The sequence below is a fragment of the Streptomyces sp. NPDC001889 genome (assembly GCF_053594535.1).
Map to the genome: position 1 here is coordinate 87,579 of NZ_JBSFER010000013.1, position 18,241 is coordinate 105,819.

Sequence of the window (18,241 nt, forward strand, 5' to 3'; positions counted from 1 at the left end):
ATCGCCGGCTCCGCGCCGACGGCGCCCGCACGTTCGGCGCCACCGGCGGGTCCCCTCCTCGCGAAGGCGCTCCGGAGCGGCCTTCGCCGGTGCCGGCCGGCGGCCGGACCCCCGTACCACCACGGCCGTCCCCGGTTCCGGTGGTCCGTGGACCCACTTCCGGCCGATGATCCGGTAATAGGCCCGGCACGGAACCATCGCGCCCCGCACCCCGGTCCAAGCCCCCGTGGGGCACGACAGAACAACCTCGGACACACGCACACCACCGCGCGACCGGCCCTGGGCCCGGCACGCCGGTCTCGCGGTCACCGCGCTCGCCGCGCTTCAGCAGGTGCTGCTCGCGGCGGGCGCGGGCGGCTTCCTGCCGGGGTGGCAGCCCTGGCCGTTACTCCTGCTCGGCGCCCCGTTGTTGTGGCTGGGCAGGGGCGGGCGGCTCCCCTCCGCGCATCCGGGGAGACGCCCCCTGCGCGCGGCCGGGCTCCCCCGGGGTCTCCCGGCCGCCGGGGTGCTCGCGCTCACCGCCGGGGTCTGGGCGGTGCTCCAGGACGACGAACCCTGGATCGGCCACGAGGAGTCGGTGTACGCCAACAAGGCGCGCTCCTGGACCGAGGGCGGGCCGCCCGACGCCGGGTGGGGGGTCTACCGCCCGATCGGGCTCCCGCTGCTCGGCACCCTGGCCCTGCGCGTCGACGACAGCGTCGGCGCGCTCCGTGCCGTCACCCTTCTGCTGGCCCTCTTCACCATGGCCGTCGTCCTCGCGGTGGCCGCCCGCTGGACCACCCCGTCGACGGCGGTTCTCACCGGGCTGCTGCTCCTCAGCGGCCTCGGATTCCTCCGCCGGGTGCCCGAGTTCCTCAACGACATCGGCTCCACGGGCCTGCTGCTGCTGATCGTCTTCGCCCTGACCCGCGCCCAGGAGAGACCGGGGTCCCGGGCCCTGTTCGCCCTTCCGCCCCTGGTGCTGGCCGCCTTCCACCTCCGCTACGGGGTGGTCGGCAACCTCGCCGCCATCGCGTTCGCCGCCCTGCTGGCGTACGGTCCGCGGGCCTGGCTCGCCCACGGCCGCCGGCTCGCCCTGGCGGGCGGCGCGATCCTGCTCGGGATACTCCCCCACTTCCTGTACGCCACCCGGCTCACCGGCTCGCCGCTCGGGCTCCTCACCCGGGCCACCTCGCAGGCCGAGCGGGCCTTCATCGGCGACGGGCTCCTCTACTACCTGGCGATCCTGCCGTACCGGCTGGCGGGGGACCTCGGGGGTGTGGTGATGTTCGCGGGACTGGCGGCGACGGCCGCCGCGATCCGGCGGCTGCGCGGGCGCCGGGCCGTCCCCGACGACCGGCGCACGGTCTTCCTCGGTGCCACCTCCGTGCTGGTCCCGGTCGTGCTGGGCATCGCGACGGACGGCGAGCCCCGGTTCGTCTACCTGCCCGTCATCCTGCTCACCGTGCTCGGGGTACGGGCGATCAGGACGGCGGCCGGAGACCTCTCCCGCGCGGTCGCGGCGGCGGTCGCCGCGCTGGCGGTGCTCACGGTCCTCGGCACCGTCCAGGTGGTCGCGCACGGCGCGATGCCGGGTCCGACGGAGCAGGCCCGCTCGACCGTGCCGGTGGCGCGCGCGCTGGCCGCCCGGGACGGTGAGCCCTGCCTGCTGGTGACCGGCTACGAACCGGAGAGCGGCTGGTACTCGGGGTGCGACGCGGTGACCTACCGCCAGTACCGGCGGATGGCCGGGCCGCCCGAAGGCACCCGGGTCAGCCTCATCCGCTACACCCGGGGCCGGCACCAGCCCGGCGCTGAGGGTATCCGGAGGCTGGTCGGCGACCGGCGGTCCGAGACCCTGCGGATTCCCACGGAGGGGTCCCTGGGGACGGCCACGGTGGTCAGCTTCGGCGGGCCACCGCGGCCGATCCGGGGTCAGGGCACCGACGGGCCCTCGACGTAGTTCCCCTCCGCGTCGTACGGCCAGGCGTTGGACGTACAGCCCAGCAGCCCCTTGATCTGCTGCTGCATCGCGGGGGCGGGTCTGCCGGGGCCGGGGCAGGTCTCGTGGCCCCGGCCGATCTCATGGCCCACCTCGTGGTTGATGATCAGCGCGCGGTACGCCTCCGGGGGGCCGTCGAACCTCGGCGAACCCCGCACCCAGAGCTTGAGGTTCACCACCACGTCGTGATGGACGCGGCAGTTGACATTTCCCTTGCTGGCGGGAGTGGTGACCATGCAGAGCCGGTCCGTGGTGCCGGGGGTCGCGATCTTCACCGTGAAGTCGACCGGGCCGGACTCCACGAGCTGGAAGCCGTAGGCGCTGTCGCGGGTCCAGCCCCGGGGGTGGCCGAGGATGTCGGAGACAGCGCGGGCGGTCGCCGGGCCGGGGAGGCGGACACCGTCCTCGATCTCCACCCGGAAGCGCCGCACGGGGCCCCGGCCGTGCCGCTCGCCGGAGGCGCGTACGGGGGTGAAGGTGCCGGGTCCGTCCGCCGGGACGGGCGTGACGGTCTTCGGCGTCCTCGATCCCGGCTCGGGCTCGGGCTCGGGCCGGGTGTCCCCGGAGGGGCTCGCGGGCAGCGGCACCGGGCGGGCGGCGGTGCTGGTGGTGGGCGCCGGGCCGGTCAGGGCGCGCGAGCCGGCGCCGTCCGGCGCGAGCAGCAGGGCCGCGCCGCCGAGTCCGGCCGAGACCACCACGACGGAGGCGGCGGCGACGAGGGCCCGCCGGCGTCTGCGGGTGCGGCGCAGCGCGGAACGGGTGGGAAGGGCGGCGCGCCGGGAGGGCTGTCGGGGCATCAGATCAGCCGGCCACCGGGGGACCGCCGCCCGGCAGGAGCACCGGCACCGTACCCGGCGACGAGGGAACGGCACCATGAGTCCATGGCGTCGCGAGGGCATGTGAGTGGCTGCATGGTGCGGGCGCTTCCTTCGCTTCGGGAGTCCGGCGTCTGCCTTGCAGGAGGGTTCCCGGAGCGATTCAGTTCCGCGCCGGTGTCAGGTGGTGCCCCCGCCGACGCGCCGGCGCCCGGGCGCGACACGGGCCGCGTCGGCCGCCGCCCGGCCGTCGAGCCAGCCCGCCTCGTCGCTCACACCGCGCACCCGGGTGCTGGTCGTGCGCGGGAACAGCTCCTCCGTACGGGAGGCGACGGCGACCTCGCGGGTGGCGAGGACGGGGAGCAGATCGGCCGGGGCCGTCACGCTCCCGGCCGCCTCCGTGAGCCGTTCGCCGAGCCGGGCGGCGTACGCCATCAGGAAGGACTGGCGGAAGGTCTTCGTACGCCTGCGTCCGGCCGCCCGCCGTCCCGCCTCGGCACGGGTCATCGCCGTGGTGCCCTGGACCAGCAGGGAGGTGTGGAGCAGCTCCACCGCTTCGAGGTCGGACTCGAAGCCGACGACGGTGGAGAAGCCGAAGGCGCTGTTCCAGACCGCCTGGCAGCGGTTGGCGGAGGCCACGGCGTCGAGCAGGATCGCCTTGGCCGTCTCGTAGGGCGGGTCCACACCGATCCGGCAGGCGGACGGGGCCTCGGACGCGCTCCGGGGCAGGGCTGCGTCGTCGACGCTGTGGCGGGCCATCAGCTCCTGGGCCTTGGCGGTCAGCGCCTCGGCCTCCTCGGGGAAGGTGGTGGCCTCGGCCTTGGCGAGGAGGGCCCTTATCCGGCCGAGCATCCGGGGCTCGTACCCCGATACCGGGACGAAGGGGGCGCCGGGCACCGGGCCGACGGGTTCGACGGAGGGGAGGCGGACCAGCAGCCGGTACAGCTCCAGGACGGCCGTGGCGTACGAGAAGCGGTCGGGGCGCGGGCCGGGCGGGGGCAGCTCGGCGAGCTGGGCCCGCCAGCGGGGGGTGAGGTTCCCGTACCGCCGGGACTCCTCGGTGATCAGCCCGGAGAGCAGCCGGGCATGATGATCTTCCAGATCCCGGCGCACGAGACGGAGGACGTCGGCGGGCTGCCAGCCGCGCTCCCAGGCGCGGCGGAGGAACTCCCGGCCCCGGCGGGCGAGTTCCGGATCGGCGGCGGGGTCGGCCGCGAGGAGGGAGGCGGCCGTGTCGAGCGAGGCGTCGTCGTCCTGATGGAGCGCTGCCTCCAGCGCGTCGTCCACTGTCGCCATTCGGCCACCTCCTTTCGGTTCCGATCATTTCAGGTGTCCGGGGTTCCGGTGGCGGGTGACCCGTCACGGACATTCTCTGTCCACAGGCTGTGGACGGAGAAACGCGCGGCGGCGGGGCCGGGGCTCCCCAGGGCCCCCGGGGACCCCGGGGTTCAACGGGAGCACGGCCGGTCCCGTCACCCGGCGGGGCGCCGAACGGCCCACGGGGCCGCCGGGCGCGGGGGTGAGAACGATCACGGAACTGGGCGCCGGGCGCGGGGAGTCCGTTCAGGCATGGACCTTCTGCCTTCTCGGAATACATTGACCGCAATTGGGGACAAAAGGACGAGCCGAAGGGGCGTTCTCGCGCTGGGTGCCGGGACGGGGGCGGTGGTGGCCGCGACCGCGCTGGGCGCCGGGACGGCACAGGCGGCGCCCGCCGCCCGGGCGGCATCCGTACGGCCCGCGCCTGAGGCGGTTCCGGCCGGCCGGGCGGCACCCGGGCGCCGGATCTCCCGGGAGCTGGCCGCGCTGGAACGCGAGTACGCCGCCCTGCTGGGCGTCTACGCCCACAACCTGGAGACCGGCCGCACGGTCCTCCACCGCGCGGAGCGGCGCTTCCCCATGTGCTCGGTGTTCAAGACGCTGGCCGCCGCCGCCGTGCTGCGGGACAAGGACGCGCACGGCGAGTTCCTGGCCAGGCGCATCCACTACACCGAGGCCGATCTGCTGCCGAACTCCGACCGCTGCCGGGAGAACCTGGGCAGGGGGATGACCGTGGCGGAGCTGTGCGACGCCACCATCCGCTACAGCGACAACACGGCGGCGAATCTGCTGCTGGCCGAGTTGGGCGGGCCCGGCGCGATCACCCGGTTCTGCCGCTCGATCGGGGACCGGGTGACCCGGCTCGACCGGTGGGAGCCGGATCTGAACTCGGCCGAGCCCTGGCGGATCGAGGACACCAGCAGCCCGCTCGCCATCGGCCGCACCTACTCCTCGCTCGTCCTCGGCGACGCGCTGAACCGGCCGGACCGGAAGCTGCTGACCGGGTGGCTGCTGCGGAACACCACCAGCGGTACGCGGTTCCGGGCCGGGCTGCCGGAGGGGTGGACCCTCGCGGACAAGACCGGCGGCGGCGAGTACGGCACCAACAACGATGTCGGGATCGCCTGGACGCCGGGCGGGGCGCCGGTCGTCCTGGCGGTGCTGAGCACCCGGCTGGAGCCGGACGCGCCCCGGGTGGACGCGCTGATCGCCAGGACGGCGGCGCTGCTGGCGGCCGATCTCGGCCGTGGCCCGGGTCAGACCGCCCGGACGGTCTTCTTCGCCAGCGCGTAGGCGGGGAGCATCGCCCGGTGCTCGGCCGAGTCCAGCCCGCCCAGGTCCAGGATCACCACGCCCCCGGGGGTCGCGAAGGCCAGCGCCCGCTCGGTCCTGGGCTCCTCCAGCAGGTCGTTGGTGTTGAGATAGGTCACCTCGACCGCGTCGTACTCCCCGGCCCTGGTGACGGTGTAGGCGTCGTCCTTGCGGCTCACGGCGTTGTCGGCGACAAAGGAGGTGAGGGCCCGGTGCGGGTCCTCACCGGGTGTGTCCCCGGTCCAGACGCGGAGGAAGCCGATCGAGCCGGAGAGCTGGGCGTTGATCTCGCAGGCGAGGGTGACCGTGCCGATGACCGGCCCGCCGATCTCGGCCTCCCTGGCCACGGCCTGCGGCTGCCAGTGCTCCGCGTGGTCGAAGGTGACGGGCAGCCGGCAGGGGGAGCCCTCGCCGCCGACCGACCCGCCCTTGACGACGGCGCCGTTCCCGGTCCGCTCCCGGCCGGCCGGGCGCTCGTCCCCGGCGGGCAGGGCGCCCTGCCCGGTCGCGGCGGGGCGGTCCGGTCGCGGCGCCGTGCCCAGGAGTCCGCAGCCGACGGTGAGTCCCAGCACCAGCACGGCGGGGAACACCGCCGCGCTCAGTCTCCGGATGGCTGTGCGTGTGCCTCGCGCCATGGTTCCCCGCCCCTGAGTTTCGGTCGGCCCGGCAGCCGGTTCGGCTGATCCGGCCGATCCTAGAGATGCCCTTGCGCCATACGAGACGAAGGAGGTAATGCGGTGGCCGAGAACAAGGACCGCATGCTGGCCGGGGATTGGTATATACCAAACGACCCGGAGCTGGAAGCGGACTCCCGGCGGCGCTTCGCGTTGTGCGCGGCATACAACGCGAACGGCGGGGCGAAGATCGAGGATCGGGCCGGAATTCTGGCCGAATTGCTGGGGTCGGTGGGGGTGGGGGTCACGATCAGGCCACCGTTCCAGTGCGATTACGGCGGTCTGATCTCCATCGGCGACCGCACCTTTGTGAACGTCAACGCGGTCTTCCTGGACACGGCGGCGATCACCATCGGCTCCGACGTGCAGATCGGGCCGAATGTGCAACTGCTGACCCCGACCCATGAACTGGACACGGAGCGCCGCCGCGCGGGGTGGGAGAAGGGGGAGCCGGTGACCATCGGGGACAACGTGTGGCTGGGGGGCGGGGTGATTGTCTGCCCCGGGGTGACGATCGGGGAGAACACGGTGGTGGGGGCGGGGGCGGTGGTGACCAGGGGCCTGCCGGCCGGGGTGCTGGCGGTGGGGAATCCCGCACGGGTGGTGAGGGCTCTGACCTGAGCGGACGGGTCCCCGCGCCGTGCGGGGCCGCGCGCACCAACCCGTGCCGACGGGCCGACGGGTCCCGCGCCGTGCGGGGTCCTGTGGCACAGGGTCCGTCCTCAAACGCCGGACGGGCTGGGATTGCTGGGGCCACCCGTCGCGCCAGGGCTGCCCTCGGACACCGGACGGGCTGGGGATGCTCGGGGCTCCCTCGGACGACGGACAGTCCGGCACACCCGGCCTCGCTGGGGGCACCTCCCAGAGGCAGCTCTGGGGGAGATTGAGGCGCGGGGGTTCGGGGGCCGGCCCCCGACCGTGGGCCGCACAGTGCGGGGTCCTCCCGGGCCGGGGCCGCGCCGTGCGGGGGTTCGGGGGCACAGGTGTGCCCATGAGGGGGTGGGAGTGGCGGCGGGGCGTTGTCAGTGGGGGGTGCCACAATCGAACCCATGAACGAAAACGGGGGCCGCTGGGCCATCACAGCGACAGAGGACGGCGGCGCCCACCTCCTCCCTCTCGCCCCCGACGGCACCCCCTCCGCCCCCGCCACCGCGGAACCCGACCTCGTCGAGGCCGTCCGCGCCCGCCCCACCGTCGAGCGCTGGGTCTGGCGCTCCACCGAAGAGATCTGGCCCCGCCTGCTGGCCGCCGGCCTCCGCGTCGACCGGTGTTACGACATCGAGGCGGCCGAGCAGCTCCTGCTCGGCCACGAGGGCCGCCTCGGGGAGCCCCGCTCCGCGCTCGCCGCGCTGGCCCGGCTCCACCACCGCCCCGTCCCGCCCGACCCCCCTCAGCGCTCGGCGGAACCGCGCGCCCAGTCCTCCCTCTTCGACCCCCAGCCGGACCCCTTCCCCCTGGATTCCCTCCTGGAGGTCTACCGCGACCAGCTCCGCCGCCACGACACCGCCGAGCACCCGGGCAGGATGCGCCTCCTGACCGCCGCCGAGTCGGCGGGAATGCTGGTGGCCGCCGAGATGAACCGGGCGGGGATGCCCTGGCGGGCGGATGTCCACCGACAGGTGCTGCACGACCTGCTCGGCGAGCGGTACACGAGCGGCGGCGAGCCCCGCAGACTGGCGGAGCTGGCGGACGAGGTCTCGGCGGCGTTCGGCCGCCGGGTGCGGCCCGACCTCCCCGCCGAGGTGATCAAGGCGTTCGCCCGCGCCGGTCTGAAGGTCCGCTCCACCCGGCGCTGGGAGCTGGAGGAGATCGACCACCCCGCCGTCCAGCCCCTGCTGGAGTACAAGAAGCTCTACCGGATCTGGGTGGCCCACGGCTGGAGCTGGCTCCAGGACTGGGTGCGGGACGGCAGGTTCCGCCCCGGCTACCTCCCGGGGAGCACCGTCTCGGGACGGTGGACGACCAACGGCGGCGGCGCGCTCCAGATCCCGAAGGTGATCCGGCGCGCGGCGGTCGCGGACGAGGGCTGGCGGCTGGTGGTGGCCGACGCCGACCAGATGGAGCCCCGGGTGCTGGCCGCGATCTCGCGGGACCCTGGCCTGATGGAGGTCGCGGGCCATGAGGGCGATCTCTACTCGGCCCTCTCCGACCGGGCCTTCTCCGGCGACCGCGAGCACGCCAAACTCGCGCTGCTCGGCGCGATCTACGGCCAGACCTCCGGTGACGGCCTGAAGAACCTCGCGGCGCTGCGGCGCAGATTCCCGGCGGCGGTCGCCTATGTGGACGACGCCGCCCGGGCCGGCGAGGAGGGCCGGCTGGTCCGCACCTGGCTGGGCCGGACCAGCCCCCCGGCGGCCGGCGCGGGCGGGGCGGAGGAGGCGGGCCTCCCCCAGGAGGCCCCGCCGGCCCCCGGCGACCCGCCCGCCGATCACGGCTTCACCCCGGGTTACGCATCGAGCGACGCCCGCGCCCGGGGCCGCTTCACCAGGAACTTCGTCGTCCAGGGCAGCGCGGCCGACTGGGCGCTGCTGATGCTCGCGGCGCTGCGCAAGTCGCTCTCGGGGATGCGCGCGGAGCTGGTCTTCTTCCAGCACGACGAGGTGGTGGTGCACTGCCCGGCCGAGGAGGCGGAGGCGGTGGTCACCGCCATCCGGGCGGCGGGCAGGACAGCGGGCGAGGTGACATTCGGCCGGACCCCGGTCAGGTTTCCCTTTACGACGGCGGTGGTGGAGTGCTACGCGGACGCGAAGTAGGAGCGGGACGACGGACCAACGGGTCGTGGGACCCGGGCTGCGAGGTGCGGCCGCGGTGATCGCGCGGGCCCCGGGCCGGCGGGATCGGGGCCGGTGAGGCCGGGCCCGGGGCTCAGGCGTCGAAGACCTCGCGGAGTCTGGCCTCGTCCGCCTTGGAGAGATTGCTGCGGATCAGCTCGGCGGTGCCGGTCGGGAAGGCCTCGTGCACCCGGTCGATCACCGCGTCGGAGGTCAGCAGGAAGAGCGCGGAGGTGCCCGGCTCGACCTCGCTGCGCACACTGGCGATGAAGTCGTCGTCGATGCCGACATCCGCGAGCGAGCCGCCGAGCGCTCCGGCGGCGGCGCCCACCGCGGCCCCCAGCAGCGGGACGAAGAAGATCAGCCCGAAGAGCATCCCCCAGAAGGTGCCGGAGAGCGCCCCGGTCGCCGCGAGATTGTGCAGCTGCTTGGTCCTGGGCTGCTTGCGGTCGGCGGGCCAGGTCACCACGGCGGCGTCGTGGATCTGGATCAGACTCTGCTTCTGAAGGGCGAGCAGGGTGGTCTCGACCTCGGCCGCACCCTCGGGGGTGGGGAACTTCCAGGCGGTGAGCGTGGCCACGGGGGTCTCCTTCTGCACGGTCGGCGCTGGTCCGGTCCATCTCAGCACCGGCGAGCGCTTTATGCATTTTGTCCCCCTATGGAATTCCCCTCGGCGTGCGCCGCGGGCCCATCCGGACGGCGGGGACGGCGTGCCCGGCACCGGGGTGGCCCACCCATGCCGCGACGCGTTCAGAGCACACGTACCATCACACCCGTCGCACACCCTCAGTACCGACCAGGGACACCGCTCTCCGGAGCCGCGTCCGGAGAAAAACCATGCCTGCACAGAGCACCCGGGCCCGCAAGGCCGTCATACCCGCCGCCGGACTCGGCACCCGCTTTCTGCCCGCCACCAAGGCCACACCGAAGGAGATGCTCCCGGTCGTGGACAGGCCGGCCATCCAGTACGTGGTGGAGGAAGCCGCCGACAGCGGACTCGACGACGTCCTGATGGTCACCGGCCGGAACAAGCGGGCCCTGGAGGACCACTTCGACCGGGCCTACGAACTGGAACAGCTGCTGGAGCTGAAGGGCGACAAGGAGAAGCTCCTCAAGGTCCGCGAGTCCAGCGAGATGGCCACCGTGCACTATGTGCGCCAGGGCAACCCGCTCGGCCTCGGCCACGCGGTGCTGTGCGCCGAGCCGCACGTGGGCGACCAGCCCTTCGCGGTGCTGCTCGGCGACGACCTGATCGACGCCCGGGACCAGTTGCTCGCCCGGATGCTGGATGTGCAGGAGCAGCACGGGGGCAGTGTCGTCGCCCTGATGGAGGTCGACCCCGACCGCGCGCACCTCTACGGCTGCGCCGCCGTGCGCCCGATGGAGGACGGCGGCCCCGACGACGTCCTGCGCGTGACCGACCTGGTGGAGAAGCCCGAGCCGGGCACCGCTCCCAGCAACCTCGCCGTCATCGGCCGCTATGTCCTCGCGCCGGAGATCTTCGGTGTGCTGCACCGGACGCCCCCGGGCCGCGGCGGCGAGATCCAGCTCACCGACGCGCTGCGCGAGCTGGCGACGGACGAGTCGCTCGGCGGACCGGTTCACGCCGTGGTCTTCCGCGGGCGCCGCTACGACACGGGCGACCGGGGCGAGTATCTGCGGGCGGTCGTCAAGCTCGCCTGTGAGCGCGAGGACCTCGGACCGGACTTCCGGGCCTGGCTGACCGAGTTCGTGCGCTCCGGCGAATCTGCCTGACCGGCCGTTCGCCTGACATCCGCCGTCACACCCGGGCCGGTGCGGAACCCGGTCCGGGTGCGGCGGCGGCGATGAGGGCCCGCAGGCCCAGACGGTGCACCTCGTGGTCCACCACCACCGGGATGATCTCCTCCGCGTGCCCGGTCAGCACCGGGAAGCGCGCCGGGTCGAGCCCGGCGAGCGCCGTGCGGGTCACGGCGAACGCCCCGGCGGGGTCGCCGTGGTTCACATGGCTCACCGCGCCGAGTGTGAACAGATACATCTGCCGGTAGACGGCCATGGCCCGCCGGGGCGTCATCCCGGCCGCGACACTCGCCGCGAGCTGGGGCTCCACCAGCCGGGCCAGCAGCTCACCGCTGAGCCAGGGGCGGTTGCCGCGCAGGGCGATCAGCCCCGGATGGCGCGTCAGCACCTCGTACAGCGCCACGAACCGGGCCTCCGTCGCCTCGGCCCAGGGCACCTCGGGCGCGATGTCGGGGAGCCGCGCGGCGAGATGGTCCGTACAGAGATCCACCAGACCGGCCACCTCCGAGCCGCAGCGCCGGTGGACGGTGGTGTGCGAGACGCCGAGCCGTTCCGCGAGCGCGCGCAGATTCAGGGCCTGCGGGCCCTTCTCGTCGATCAGCGCCAGCGCGGCGACCGCGATGGCCTCGGGGGTGGCGCGATCCAGGGAATCTGAGTGCCTCGGCATGTGTGACAGCGTACGTTACGCTGTCACATCACGCGCCCTCGCGACGCGGGTCCGCGCGCCGACACCTCCCTCCCGGAGCAGCCCGTGCACCAGTCCAGTCAGCTCAGCCATGAGGACGTCACCGCCGCGGCCGAGCGGATTCGCGGCCGGGTCCGGCCCGTCGCGGTGACCCCGCTGGACTCCGGGGTGGTACCGGGGCCGGAGGCGGCGAAGGTCTGGCTGGGGCTTGAGTTCCTCCAGCACACCGGCAGCTTCAAGGCCCGGGGCGCCCTCAACTTCCTGCTGGCCCACAGCGAGGCCGGCCCCCTCCCCGACAGCGGGGTCGCCATCGCCTCCGGCGGCAACGCCGGGCTGGCCTGCGCCTGGGCGGCCAGGTCGCTGGGGGTGCGCTCCACCGTCTTCCTGCCCGCGAGCGCGCCGCCCGTGAAGATCGCCCGGCTGGCGGGGTACGGGGCGGATGTGCGGCTGGTGGAGGGGGAGTACGCCGATGCCGCCGAGGCGTGCGCGGAGTTCGCCGGCCGGAGCGGGGCGCTGCGGAGCCACGCGTACGACGATCCCCATGTGGCGGCCGGGGCGGGCACGTTGCTGGAGGAGTTGCGCGCCGCGATCCCGGGGCTGGACACGGTGGTGGTCGCGGTCGGCGGCGGGGGGCTCTTCTCGGGGGTGGCGACGGCCGCGCGGCACCACGGGATGCGTACGGTCGCGGTGGAGCCGGAGGGCAGCCGGGCGCTGAACGCGGCGATGGAGGCGGGGCGGCCGGTGGATGTGGCGGTGGACAGCATCGCGGCGGACGCGCTCGGGGCGCGGCGGGTGTCGGAGACGGCGGTACGGGTCGCGCGGGACGCGGGCGCGGTGTCGGTGGTGGTGCCGGACCGGGGGATCGCGGAGGCGCGGCGGGTGCTGTGGGAGGAGTACCGGGTGGTGACGGAGATGAGTGGGGCGGCGGCGCTGGCGGGGTGGGGGGAGTTCGGGGTGGGGGTGGGGGAGCGGGTGGCGGTGGTCCTGTGCGGCGCCAACACCAACCCCTCCGACCTGGCCACCCCCACCTCTTGACCCCGCATCCCGCGGGCCGCGGTCGGGGGCCGGCCCCCGAACCCCCGCTCCTCAAACGCCGGAGGGGCTGGATTTCGTGCCTCGGCCCGCCGGTGAGACTGAGCAACCCCAGCCCGTCTGGGGGCACCTCCCAGAGGCAGCTCTGGGGGAGCTTGAGGACGGCCCCCGCACCACAAGGCAACCCGAGCAATTTCAGCCCGTCCGGCGATTGAGGACGGAACCTGTGCCACAGGACCCCGCACAAACCCAGCCCGTCCGGCGATTGAGGACGGAACCTGTGCCACAGGACCCCGCATCCTGCGGGCTGCGGTCGGGGGCCAGCCCCCGAACCCCCGCTCCTCAAACGCCGGAGGGGCTGGATTTCGTGCCTCGGGCCCGCCGGAGGGGGTGGATTTTGTGCCTCAGCCCGCCGGCGAGGCTGCCCCTGGCAGGCAAGGGCAGAACATCACGCACCCAGCGGAACAACCACCGTCGTGGGCGCGGCGGCAGGCGGGTGCGGCAGTACATGGGTTTGGACCAGGTTGCCGAGGTCGCGGGAGAGGTCGCGGGCGACCGCGTCCAGGCGGGCCGCCCAGTCGTCGGGCGCCCCCGCCGGCGGCACCACCAGAAGCTCCAGCAGGTCCGCCGGATGAGTCGCCACCCCTTCCGCCACCTTCCCCGCGAGCGCCAGATACACGGGAGCCGGCTCCACCCCCTCCCCCACCCGCCGCCGGACCTCCCCAACGAGCCGCCCCCGCAGATCCGTCACCTCGCGCAGCGCGTCCCACACCAGATGCCCCTCCACCACCCGGATCTCCTCCCCGCGCCTGCGCGGCAGCAGCATCCCCAGCAGGCCGAGCCGGAAGAGCACGCTCTCCAGCTGGGTGGCGGCCACCGAGGACTCCCGGGCGAGCTGTTCGACGCTCAGCGCGGCTCCGCCCGAGGACTCCCGGTGGGCGGAGAGCGCCGTCACCGTGCGGCCGGAGGCTCCGGGGAAGAGAGCGGTGAGGGGGGTGCTGAAGTTCACGGTGATCCTCGTGTCGGGAGAAGCGGGAGAAGCGGGAGAACGGGAGAAGCGAAGGAAGCGGGGGACGGGCCCCGCCCCGATCCTCAGCCCTCAGGCCCGCTCGACGTCAAGCGGACGCACCCGTCCCGGTCAGCAGCCGGGAGGTGATCCCCGCGAGCCGCTTCCCCTGGTAGCGGGCCGCGTCCAGCACATTCGCGCCCGGCAGCTCACCGGCGCCCGAGGCGTGAGCGGTGCCGTAGGGGTTGCCGTTGGCGGCGTAGACGGTCTGGTCGGTGTAGCCGGGCGGGACGATCAGCGAGCCCCAGTGGTACAGCGTGTTGTAGAGCGCCAGCAGCGTCGACTCGTTGCCGCCGTGGAGGTTGGAGGCGCTGACGAACGCGGTGCTCGGCTTGTCGGCGAAGACCCCGCGCTGCCACAGACCGCCCGTGCTGTCGATGAACTGCTTCAGCTGGGAGGCGACATTGCCGAAGCGGGTCGGGGTGCCGAACGCGTAGGCGTCGGCCCATTCGAGGTCGGCGTGGGTGGCGATCTCGACGCCCTGGGTGGCGTCGACATGGGCGCGCCAGGCGGCGTTGGAGTCGATGGCCGCGTCCGGAGCGAGCTCCGCGACGCGGCGCAGCCGCACCTCGGCTCCGGCCTGCCGGGCGCCTTCCGCGACGGCCTCGGCGAGGTGGTGCACGCTCCCGGTCGACGAGTAGTAGACGACGGCGATCTTGGGGGTGACGGCGGTGGTCATGACGGCCCTTTCAGCGACTGCGATCGAAGCGGATATCTATCCGCTTCGGCGAAGGTATGCGATTCAACGACTTCTTGGCAAGCCCTAACCGGATACCTATCCGCTAAGCTGGGACCCAGAGCTCCCCGCCCCCCGGCAGAGCCGCGCACCGCAGAACGGAGGCCCCGTGCACTCCCCCGAGCCCCACCCCGTGGACCTCCCCCTCCTCCCGGCACCCGAGCGCGCCGCCCCCCGCGCCGACGCGGCGCACAACCGCCGCAAGATCCTCGACGCCGCCGCCCGCATCGTGGCCGAGCAGGGCCCCGACGCCCTCACCATGAACGCGGTCGCCCGCGCGTCCGGCACCGGAGTGGGCACGGTCTACCGGCGCTTCGGCGACGCCTCCCAGCTCTTCTCCGCCCTGCTCGACGAGCGGGAGCAGCAGTTCCAGGAGGCGTTCATGGCCGGCCCGCCCCCGCTCGGCCCCGGCGCGCCCCCCGGGGAGCGGCTGCGCGCCTTTCTGCACGCGCTCGCCGACCGCGTCGTCGAACAGCGCGCGCTGCTGCTCGCCGGGGAGAACGCCTCCCCCATCGGCCGCTACCACCACCACTCGTATCTGGCCCGGCACACCCATCTGACGCTGCTGGTCCGGGGGCTGCGCCCCACCACCGACGCCCCACTCCTGGCCCATCTGCTGCTCGCGCCCTTCGCTCCCAGCCTCATCACCCATCTGACGCGCGAGCGGGGACAGACCCCGGAGCAGATCAAGGAGTGCGTCGACGCCCTGGTCGACGGGGTACTGGGGGACTGAGCCCGAAGGGCCGGACCGCGCTCACGGAGTACCGCGCAGACGGAGTACCGCACACGGAAGAGGGGTGCGCCGCGACGAACGCGGCGCACCCCTCCCGTATCCGTACCCCTAGAGCGACAGCAGCGCCCGCACGGGAACGCTCCGGTCGGCGAGGGGCCGTACCGCGATCCGTACCAGCGCCAGGGCGTTGTCGTCCCCGGCTATCCGGTTGGCGCTCAGCTCACCGCAGCTCAGACAGGAGTGGATGATCATCCACTCCCCGTCGGGCCGTACGGAGACGCTCAGCGCGGCCATCCGCCCCCGGCAGCCCGAGTCCCGGTCGCCCGGCAGCCGCCGGTCGACATGGAGACTGCTGAGGCAGTGCGGGCAGTGGTTGCGATGGGCGGTGCCGGGCGCGGCCAGCGGCACATCGAGCCGGCAGCCCACACACCGGAACGCGTCCCCTCCGCCCGTGGTGCCCCGGCTGTGCAGTACGTCCTTGCGGCGCTGGGGGCGGGCGCCGTTCCGGTTCCGGTTTCTCTTTCTCGGCATGGCCGTCTCTCCTCCGTCCTCGGTACCGCTCGTCGTCACATATCGGCGAAGACTTCGAGCGGGAAGGGCGGTTGGGCGAGCGGCCGTACGGCCATGCGCATCAGGATGAGCTGGTTGTCGTCCCCGCTGATGGGGCTGGAGGTCAGCTCGTCGCAGCGGGTGCAGCGGTGGATGAGCATCCAGTCGCCGCTTCTGAGCACGGCGATGGAGATCGGGGTCATCCGCGACCGGCAGTCGGACGGGCCGCCGTCGACCCGGTCGTGGACGTGCCGGGAGTGCAGACAGCTCGGGCAGTGGTTGCGGCGGGTGCCGTCCGGACCGAGCGCGGCCACGGTCAGACCGCAGCGCACACATCCGAACGTGCTCGTCCGCAGGACCGGACTCGGCTCGGGCACATCATCCCGCTGGACGTGGCCGGTGCTGGTGCTGGTGCTGGTACTGGTGCTGCTACTGGTTCTGCTGGTGCTTCTGTTGATGGACACCCGGATGGCTCCTTGCTGAAGGCTTGACGCGTTGGCAGCAGGAGGAGGCCGAGCGGTCCTCGGCGAAACATGGTGGAGCGCGGCGGAGCAGCGCACCGGCGGACGCCGGACGTCAGAGACCGGACGGACGCACGGTTCGTCGAGGCTGGCTCGGCTCGGGCCGGGGCATACATCACTGCTTTCCAGGGCTGGGGAAGCCCGGTGGCGGTCCATCGCCCGGCCGGCCGGCCGGGCGACAGGAACGGTAGCAACGGCCCGTACCGGCGCACCAACGATTTTCGCCCCGGACGGACCGCTGGGCCGTCCCTCCCGGATCTCGCCGGCTCGCGAGCCCTGGCACCGCGCCCCGCTCACCGACCCGGCCCCATCCGGTCCGGTCCGGCCCAATCCGGTCCGGTCCGGTCCGGTCCGGTCCGAAAGAAACTCCCTAGTCGGCGGCGGTCCGGTCCGCCAGCCGTTCGTACCGCTGGCGGGCGGCCTGCGGGGTGCCGAGACCGAGACCGAAGGCGATCTCGGGCCAGGTCATCCCGCGCCCCCGGGCCATCCGCAGCAACCCGGCCTCCAGTTCGTCCATCTCTCCCCGTGCCGTGGGGATGAGGCTCAGCGCGGCGGTGAGGTCCGCGTGGTCCACGTCCGGTTCGTCTCCATCGCGCAGCGCGGCGCCGCTGAGCAGGAACGCCACCAGCCTGATGGCCTCGTGCGGGGCGATGACCGCGGGGTGTGTCTGGCGGCGGCGCTGTTCGTCGGTGGCCGCGTGCCGTTCGGCGATACGGAAGAGGGAGGCGGGCACCCGGCGCGCCCGCGCCTCGTCCGCGTCCGGAGGCGTGAAGGGATCGGGGTCGGTGGCAGGTTCGGCAGCAGGTTCGATGGCGGGGTCGGGCGCGTGGTCGGAAGCGGGACGGGCGGTCGGAAGGGCTGTGGGGTCGTTCGGCTGCTCCGGCATGTCCCCAGCATCGGAGAACACACGACATGCTGTCAACCAATCACGGTGAACACTTTGTTCATTCTCGTCATTCACTGTCCCGGATCGGCGGACGCCCGCTGAGCTGCTCGTCCAACTCGTCGTAGAGCAGCCCCTCCCGCCCGACATGCCCGGTGCGGTACGCCACCCGGGCCACCAGATGGGAGGAGACCGGACCGGTCAGCAGCTGAAAGAACCCGATCAGGCCCAGGGTGCCGAGATCGATACCGCTGCGCAGCCGCAGCGCGACCCCCACCAGCACCAGCAGCATCCCCAGCGACTGGGGATTGGTCGCGGCGTGGCTGCGGGAGAGGACATCGGGCAGCCGCAGCATCCCGATGGCGCCCAGCAGACCGACCGCCGCTCCGAGGAAGAGCAGCACGGCCCCGGCGGTGTCGGCGGTCTGCGCCCAGCCGCTCACGGCCGCTCCTCCCCCGGATCGGCGGACGCGGGCCGGTCGGGCCGGTCGGGCGCACGGTCCCGTACCGCGATGAAGCGGGCGATCCCCACCGACCCGGTGAACCCCAGAAAGGCCAGCACCAGCATGACCGGGAAGTAGTACGCCTCCCTGCTGATCGCGGACCGCACCCCGATGCCCGCGATCATCAGCGCGGCGCAGACATCGAGCGCCATCGCCCGGTCCAGCATGGAGGGGCCGCGCCAGAGCCGGTAGAGCACCAGCACCCCGGCGGCGATGATCATCACCGCCGCCGCGGTGAGCAGCACCTGGTCGACCGTCCTGGCCGCGCTCACCGCCCGTCCTCCCCGAGCGGCAGGGGCGGGGTCCGGCGCACCCGGGCGATCTCGTCCCGGTCGCCGAAGGCCCGTACGATCAGCTCCTCCATCCGCCACACCGAACTCCGGGCCCGGGCCGCCGCCTCCGGGTCGTCCGCCTCCAGGATGTGGACGAAGACCGTGGCGTTGGCCCGGCGCACCTCCACCACCGAGCCGTCGGGGACATTGGAGACGGCCACCGCCGTGGCGGTGAGCATCAGATCGCTGCGGCAGCGCAACGGGACCGCGAGCACGGCCGCCTGGTAGGGCCGGCTGTCGAACATCGGGCGGGCGACCCGCAGCCCGGAGGCGTACATGTCCCAGAGCAGATGGACCACCAGCCGGGCGATGCCCAGCGGATGGAGCCGCAGCCCCAGATTGACCACCGGAAGCGGGAAGACCAGACAGACGACCACGGCCACCAGCAGACCGGTCAGTACATTGGCCCAGCTCAGAGTCCCCCACAGCAGCACCCAGATGACGGTGAGCCAGGCGATCAGCGGCAGGTCGAGAACCCGCCGCCGGCGGCCCACCACCGCACAGCTGTACGGGGGGAGATCGGGATCGTGGAATCTCAGGGAGATCATGGG

Annotated in this window: 20 protein-coding genes; 7 read left to right on the plus strand and 13 right to left on the minus strand. The window is 73.4% G+C overall.

The window, feature by feature from the left end; translation table 11 throughout:
• Positions 1-226 precede the first annotated feature (226 nt).
• Entirely contained in the window at positions 227-1,942 is a 1,716-nt protein-coding gene (locus ACWCRA_RS16680) for a glycosyltransferase (protein WP_451067915.1), read from the plus strand.
• On the opposite strand, the gene ACWCRA_RS16685 is transcribed toward ACWCRA_RS16680, so the two are convergent.
• Positions 1,915-2,778 (minus strand): DUF3152 domain-containing protein, encoded by an 864-nt coding sequence (locus ACWCRA_RS16685; protein WP_351557270.1) that lies wholly within the window; start codon positions 2,776-2,778, stop codon positions 1,915-1,917. The two genes, ACWCRA_RS16680 and ACWCRA_RS16685, sit on opposite strands and share 28 nt — an antisense overlap.
• A 198-nt stretch (positions 2,779-2,976) precedes the next feature.
• The gene (locus ACWCRA_RS16690; RefSeq protein WP_451067916.1) at positions 2,977-4,092 is read right to left on the minus strand and encodes a DUF2786 domain-containing protein; all 1,116 of its coding nucleotides are present in this window, start codon (positions 4,090-4,092) and stop codon (positions 2,977-2,979) included.
• A 369-nt stretch (positions 4,093-4,461) separates the two neighbouring features.
• Between ACWCRA_RS16690 and bla the strand changes: the two genes are divergently transcribed.
• Positions 4,462-5,409, plus strand: a complete 948-nt coding sequence (gene bla / locus ACWCRA_RS16695; protein ID WP_451067917.1) for a class A beta-lactamase — start codon at positions 4,462-4,464, stop codon at positions 5,407-5,409.
• Here bla and ACWCRA_RS16700 read toward each other — a convergent pair.
• Complete coding sequence (locus tag ACWCRA_RS16700) at positions 5,373-6,062, minus strand: lipoprotein (protein WP_451067918.1); 690 nt, start codon at positions 6,060-6,062, stop codon at positions 5,373-5,375. The genes bla and ACWCRA_RS16700 overlap by 37 nt on opposite strands.
• Before the next feature lie 102 nt (positions 6,063-6,164).
• On the opposite strand from ACWCRA_RS16700, the gene ACWCRA_RS16705 reads away from it, so the two are divergent.
• A complete protein-coding gene (locus ACWCRA_RS16705) occupies positions 6,165-6,722 on the plus strand; it encodes a sugar O-acetyltransferase (RefSeq protein ID WP_351557282.1) in 558 nt (185 codons plus the stop codon).
• Between the two features lie 428 nt (positions 6,723-7,150).
• The gene (locus ACWCRA_RS16710) at positions 7,151-8,854 is read left to right on the plus strand and encodes a bifunctional 3'-5' exonuclease/DNA polymerase (protein ID WP_451067919.1); all 1,704 of its coding nucleotides are present in this window, start codon (positions 7,151-7,153) and stop codon (positions 8,852-8,854) included.
• Between the two features lie 112 nt (positions 8,855-8,966).
• On the opposite strand, the gene ACWCRA_RS16715 is transcribed toward ACWCRA_RS16710, so the two are convergent.
• Entirely contained in the window at positions 8,967-9,452 is a 486-nt protein-coding gene (locus ACWCRA_RS16715) for a DUF1269 domain-containing protein (RefSeq protein WP_351557288.1), read from the minus strand.
• Positions 9,453-9,709: 257 nt separating this feature from the next.
• Between ACWCRA_RS16715 and galU the strand changes: the two genes are divergently transcribed.
• A complete protein-coding gene (gene galU, locus ACWCRA_RS16720; protein WP_351557291.1) occupies positions 9,710-10,627 on the plus strand; it encodes a UTP--glucose-1-phosphate uridylyltransferase GalU in 918 nt (305 codons plus the stop codon).
• A 25-nt stretch (positions 10,628-10,652) separates the two neighbouring features.
• Here galU and ACWCRA_RS16725 read toward each other — a convergent pair whose 3' ends face one another.
• Positions 10,653-11,318 carry a TetR/AcrR family transcriptional regulator gene (locus ACWCRA_RS16725; protein WP_351557294.1) on the minus strand — a complete coding sequence of 222 codons (666 nt, stop codon included), beginning with the start codon at positions 11,316-11,318 and terminating at the stop codon, positions 10,653-10,655.
• A gap of 84 nt (positions 11,319-11,402) precedes the next feature.
• Here ACWCRA_RS16725 and ACWCRA_RS16730 point away from each other — a divergent pair, with 84 nt between their 5' ends.
• Positions 11,403-12,371: a threonine/serine dehydratase gene (locus tag ACWCRA_RS16730; protein ID WP_451067920.1), complete on the plus strand. Its 969-nt coding sequence runs from the start codon at positions 11,403-11,405 to the stop codon at positions 12,369-12,371.
• 445 nt (positions 12,372-12,816) lie between these two features.
• On the opposite strand, the gene ACWCRA_RS16735 is transcribed toward ACWCRA_RS16730, so the two are convergent.
• Positions 12,817-13,377, minus strand: coding sequence for a hypothetical protein (locus ACWCRA_RS16735; protein ID WP_451067921.1), 561 nt, complete (start codon positions 13,375-13,377; stop codon positions 12,817-12,819).
• Positions 13,378-13,483: 106 nt separating this feature from the next.
• Positions 13,484-14,113: an NAD(P)H:quinone oxidoreductase gene (gene wrbA, locus ACWCRA_RS16740; protein WP_351557303.1), complete on the minus strand. Its 630-nt coding sequence runs from the start codon at positions 14,111-14,113 to the stop codon at positions 13,484-13,486.
• Between the two features lie 166 nt (positions 14,114-14,279).
• Between wrbA and ACWCRA_RS16745 the strand changes: the two genes are divergently transcribed.
• Positions 14,280-14,903, plus strand: a complete 624-nt coding sequence (locus ACWCRA_RS16745; protein ID WP_451067922.1) for a TetR/AcrR family transcriptional regulator — start codon at positions 14,280-14,282, stop codon at positions 14,901-14,903.
• Positions 14,904-15,011: 108 nt separating this feature from the next.
• Here the strand turns inward: ACWCRA_RS16745 and ACWCRA_RS16750 are convergent, their stop codons facing one another.
• From ACWCRA_RS16750 to ACWCRA_RS16775, 6 genes are all read right to left on the minus strand, one after another.
• Positions 15,012-15,434 (minus strand): RNHCP domain-containing protein, encoded by a 423-nt coding sequence (locus tag ACWCRA_RS16750; RefSeq protein ID WP_351556724.1) that lies wholly within the window; start codon positions 15,432-15,434, stop codon positions 15,012-15,014.
• 35 nt (positions 15,435-15,469) lie between these two features.
• Positions 15,470-15,829 (minus strand): RNHCP domain-containing protein, encoded by a 360-nt coding sequence (locus ACWCRA_RS16755; protein ID WP_351556817.1) that lies wholly within the window; start codon positions 15,827-15,829, stop codon positions 15,470-15,472.
• Positions 15,830-16,343: 514 nt separating this feature from the next.
• Entirely contained in the window at positions 16,344-16,859 is a 516-nt protein-coding gene (locus ACWCRA_RS16760) for a DNA-binding protein (protein ID WP_451067923.1), read from the minus strand.
• A 67-nt stretch (positions 16,860-16,926) separates the two neighbouring features.
• Positions 16,927-17,298, minus strand: a complete 372-nt coding sequence (gene mnhG / locus ACWCRA_RS16765) for a monovalent cation/H(+) antiporter subunit G (RefSeq protein WP_351556730.1) — start codon at positions 17,296-17,298, stop codon at positions 16,927-16,929.
• A complete protein-coding gene (locus tag ACWCRA_RS16770) occupies positions 17,295-17,630 on the minus strand; it encodes a monovalent cation/H+ antiporter complex subunit F (RefSeq protein ID WP_351556733.1) in 336 nt (111 codons plus the stop codon). The genes mnhG and ACWCRA_RS16770 overlap by 4 nt, the downstream gene beginning before the upstream one ends.
• Positions 17,627-18,238, minus strand: a complete 612-nt coding sequence (locus ACWCRA_RS16775; RefSeq protein ID WP_451067924.1) for a Na+/H+ antiporter subunit E — start codon at positions 18,236-18,238, stop codon at positions 17,627-17,629. The genes ACWCRA_RS16770 and ACWCRA_RS16775 overlap by 4 nt, the downstream gene beginning before the upstream one ends.
• Positions 18,239-18,241: the final 3 nt, after the last annotated feature.

What these genes read in the sequence shown, in the direction of transcription:
- ACWCRA_RS16685 (WP_351557270.1), bottom strand. Translation starts at nt 2,778, where the DNA reads ATGCCCCGACAGCCCTCCCGGCGCGCCGCCCTTCCCACCCGTTCCGCG.
- ACWCRA_RS16690 (WP_451067916.1), bottom strand. Translation starts at nt 4,092, where the DNA reads ATGGCGACAGTGGACGACGCGCTGGAGGCAGCGCTCCATCAGGACGAC.
- ACWCRA_RS16700 (WP_451067918.1), bottom strand. Translation starts at nt 6,062, where the DNA reads ATGGCGCGAGGCACACGCACAGCCATCCGGAGACTGAGCGCGGCGGTG.
- ACWCRA_RS16710 (WP_451067919.1), top strand. Translation starts at nt 7,151, where the DNA reads ATGAACGAAAACGGGGGCCGCTGGGCCATCACAGCGACAGAGGACGGC.
- galU (WP_351557291.1), top strand. Translation starts at nt 9,710, where the DNA reads ATGCCTGCACAGAGCACCCGGGCCCGCAAGGCCGTCATACCCGCCGCC.
- ACWCRA_RS16725 (WP_351557294.1), bottom strand. Translation starts at nt 11,318, where the DNA reads ATGCCGAGGCACTCAGATTCCCTGGATCGCGCCACCCCCGAGGCCATC.
- wrbA (WP_351557303.1), bottom strand. Translation starts at nt 14,113, where the DNA reads ATGACCACCGCCGTCACCCCCAAGATCGCCGTCGTCTACTACTCGTCG.
- ACWCRA_RS16750 (WP_351556724.1), bottom strand. Translation starts at nt 15,434, where the DNA reads ATGCCGAGAAAGAGAAACCGGAACCGGAACGGCGCCCGCCCCCAGCGC.
- ACWCRA_RS16760 (WP_451067923.1), bottom strand. Translation starts at nt 16,859, where the DNA reads ATGCCGGAGCAGCCGAACGACCCCACAGCCCTTCCGACCGCCCGTCCC.
- ACWCRA_RS16775 (WP_451067924.1), bottom strand. Translation starts at nt 18,238, where the DNA reads ATGATCTCCCTGAGATTCCACGATCCCGATCTCCCCCCGTACAGCTGT.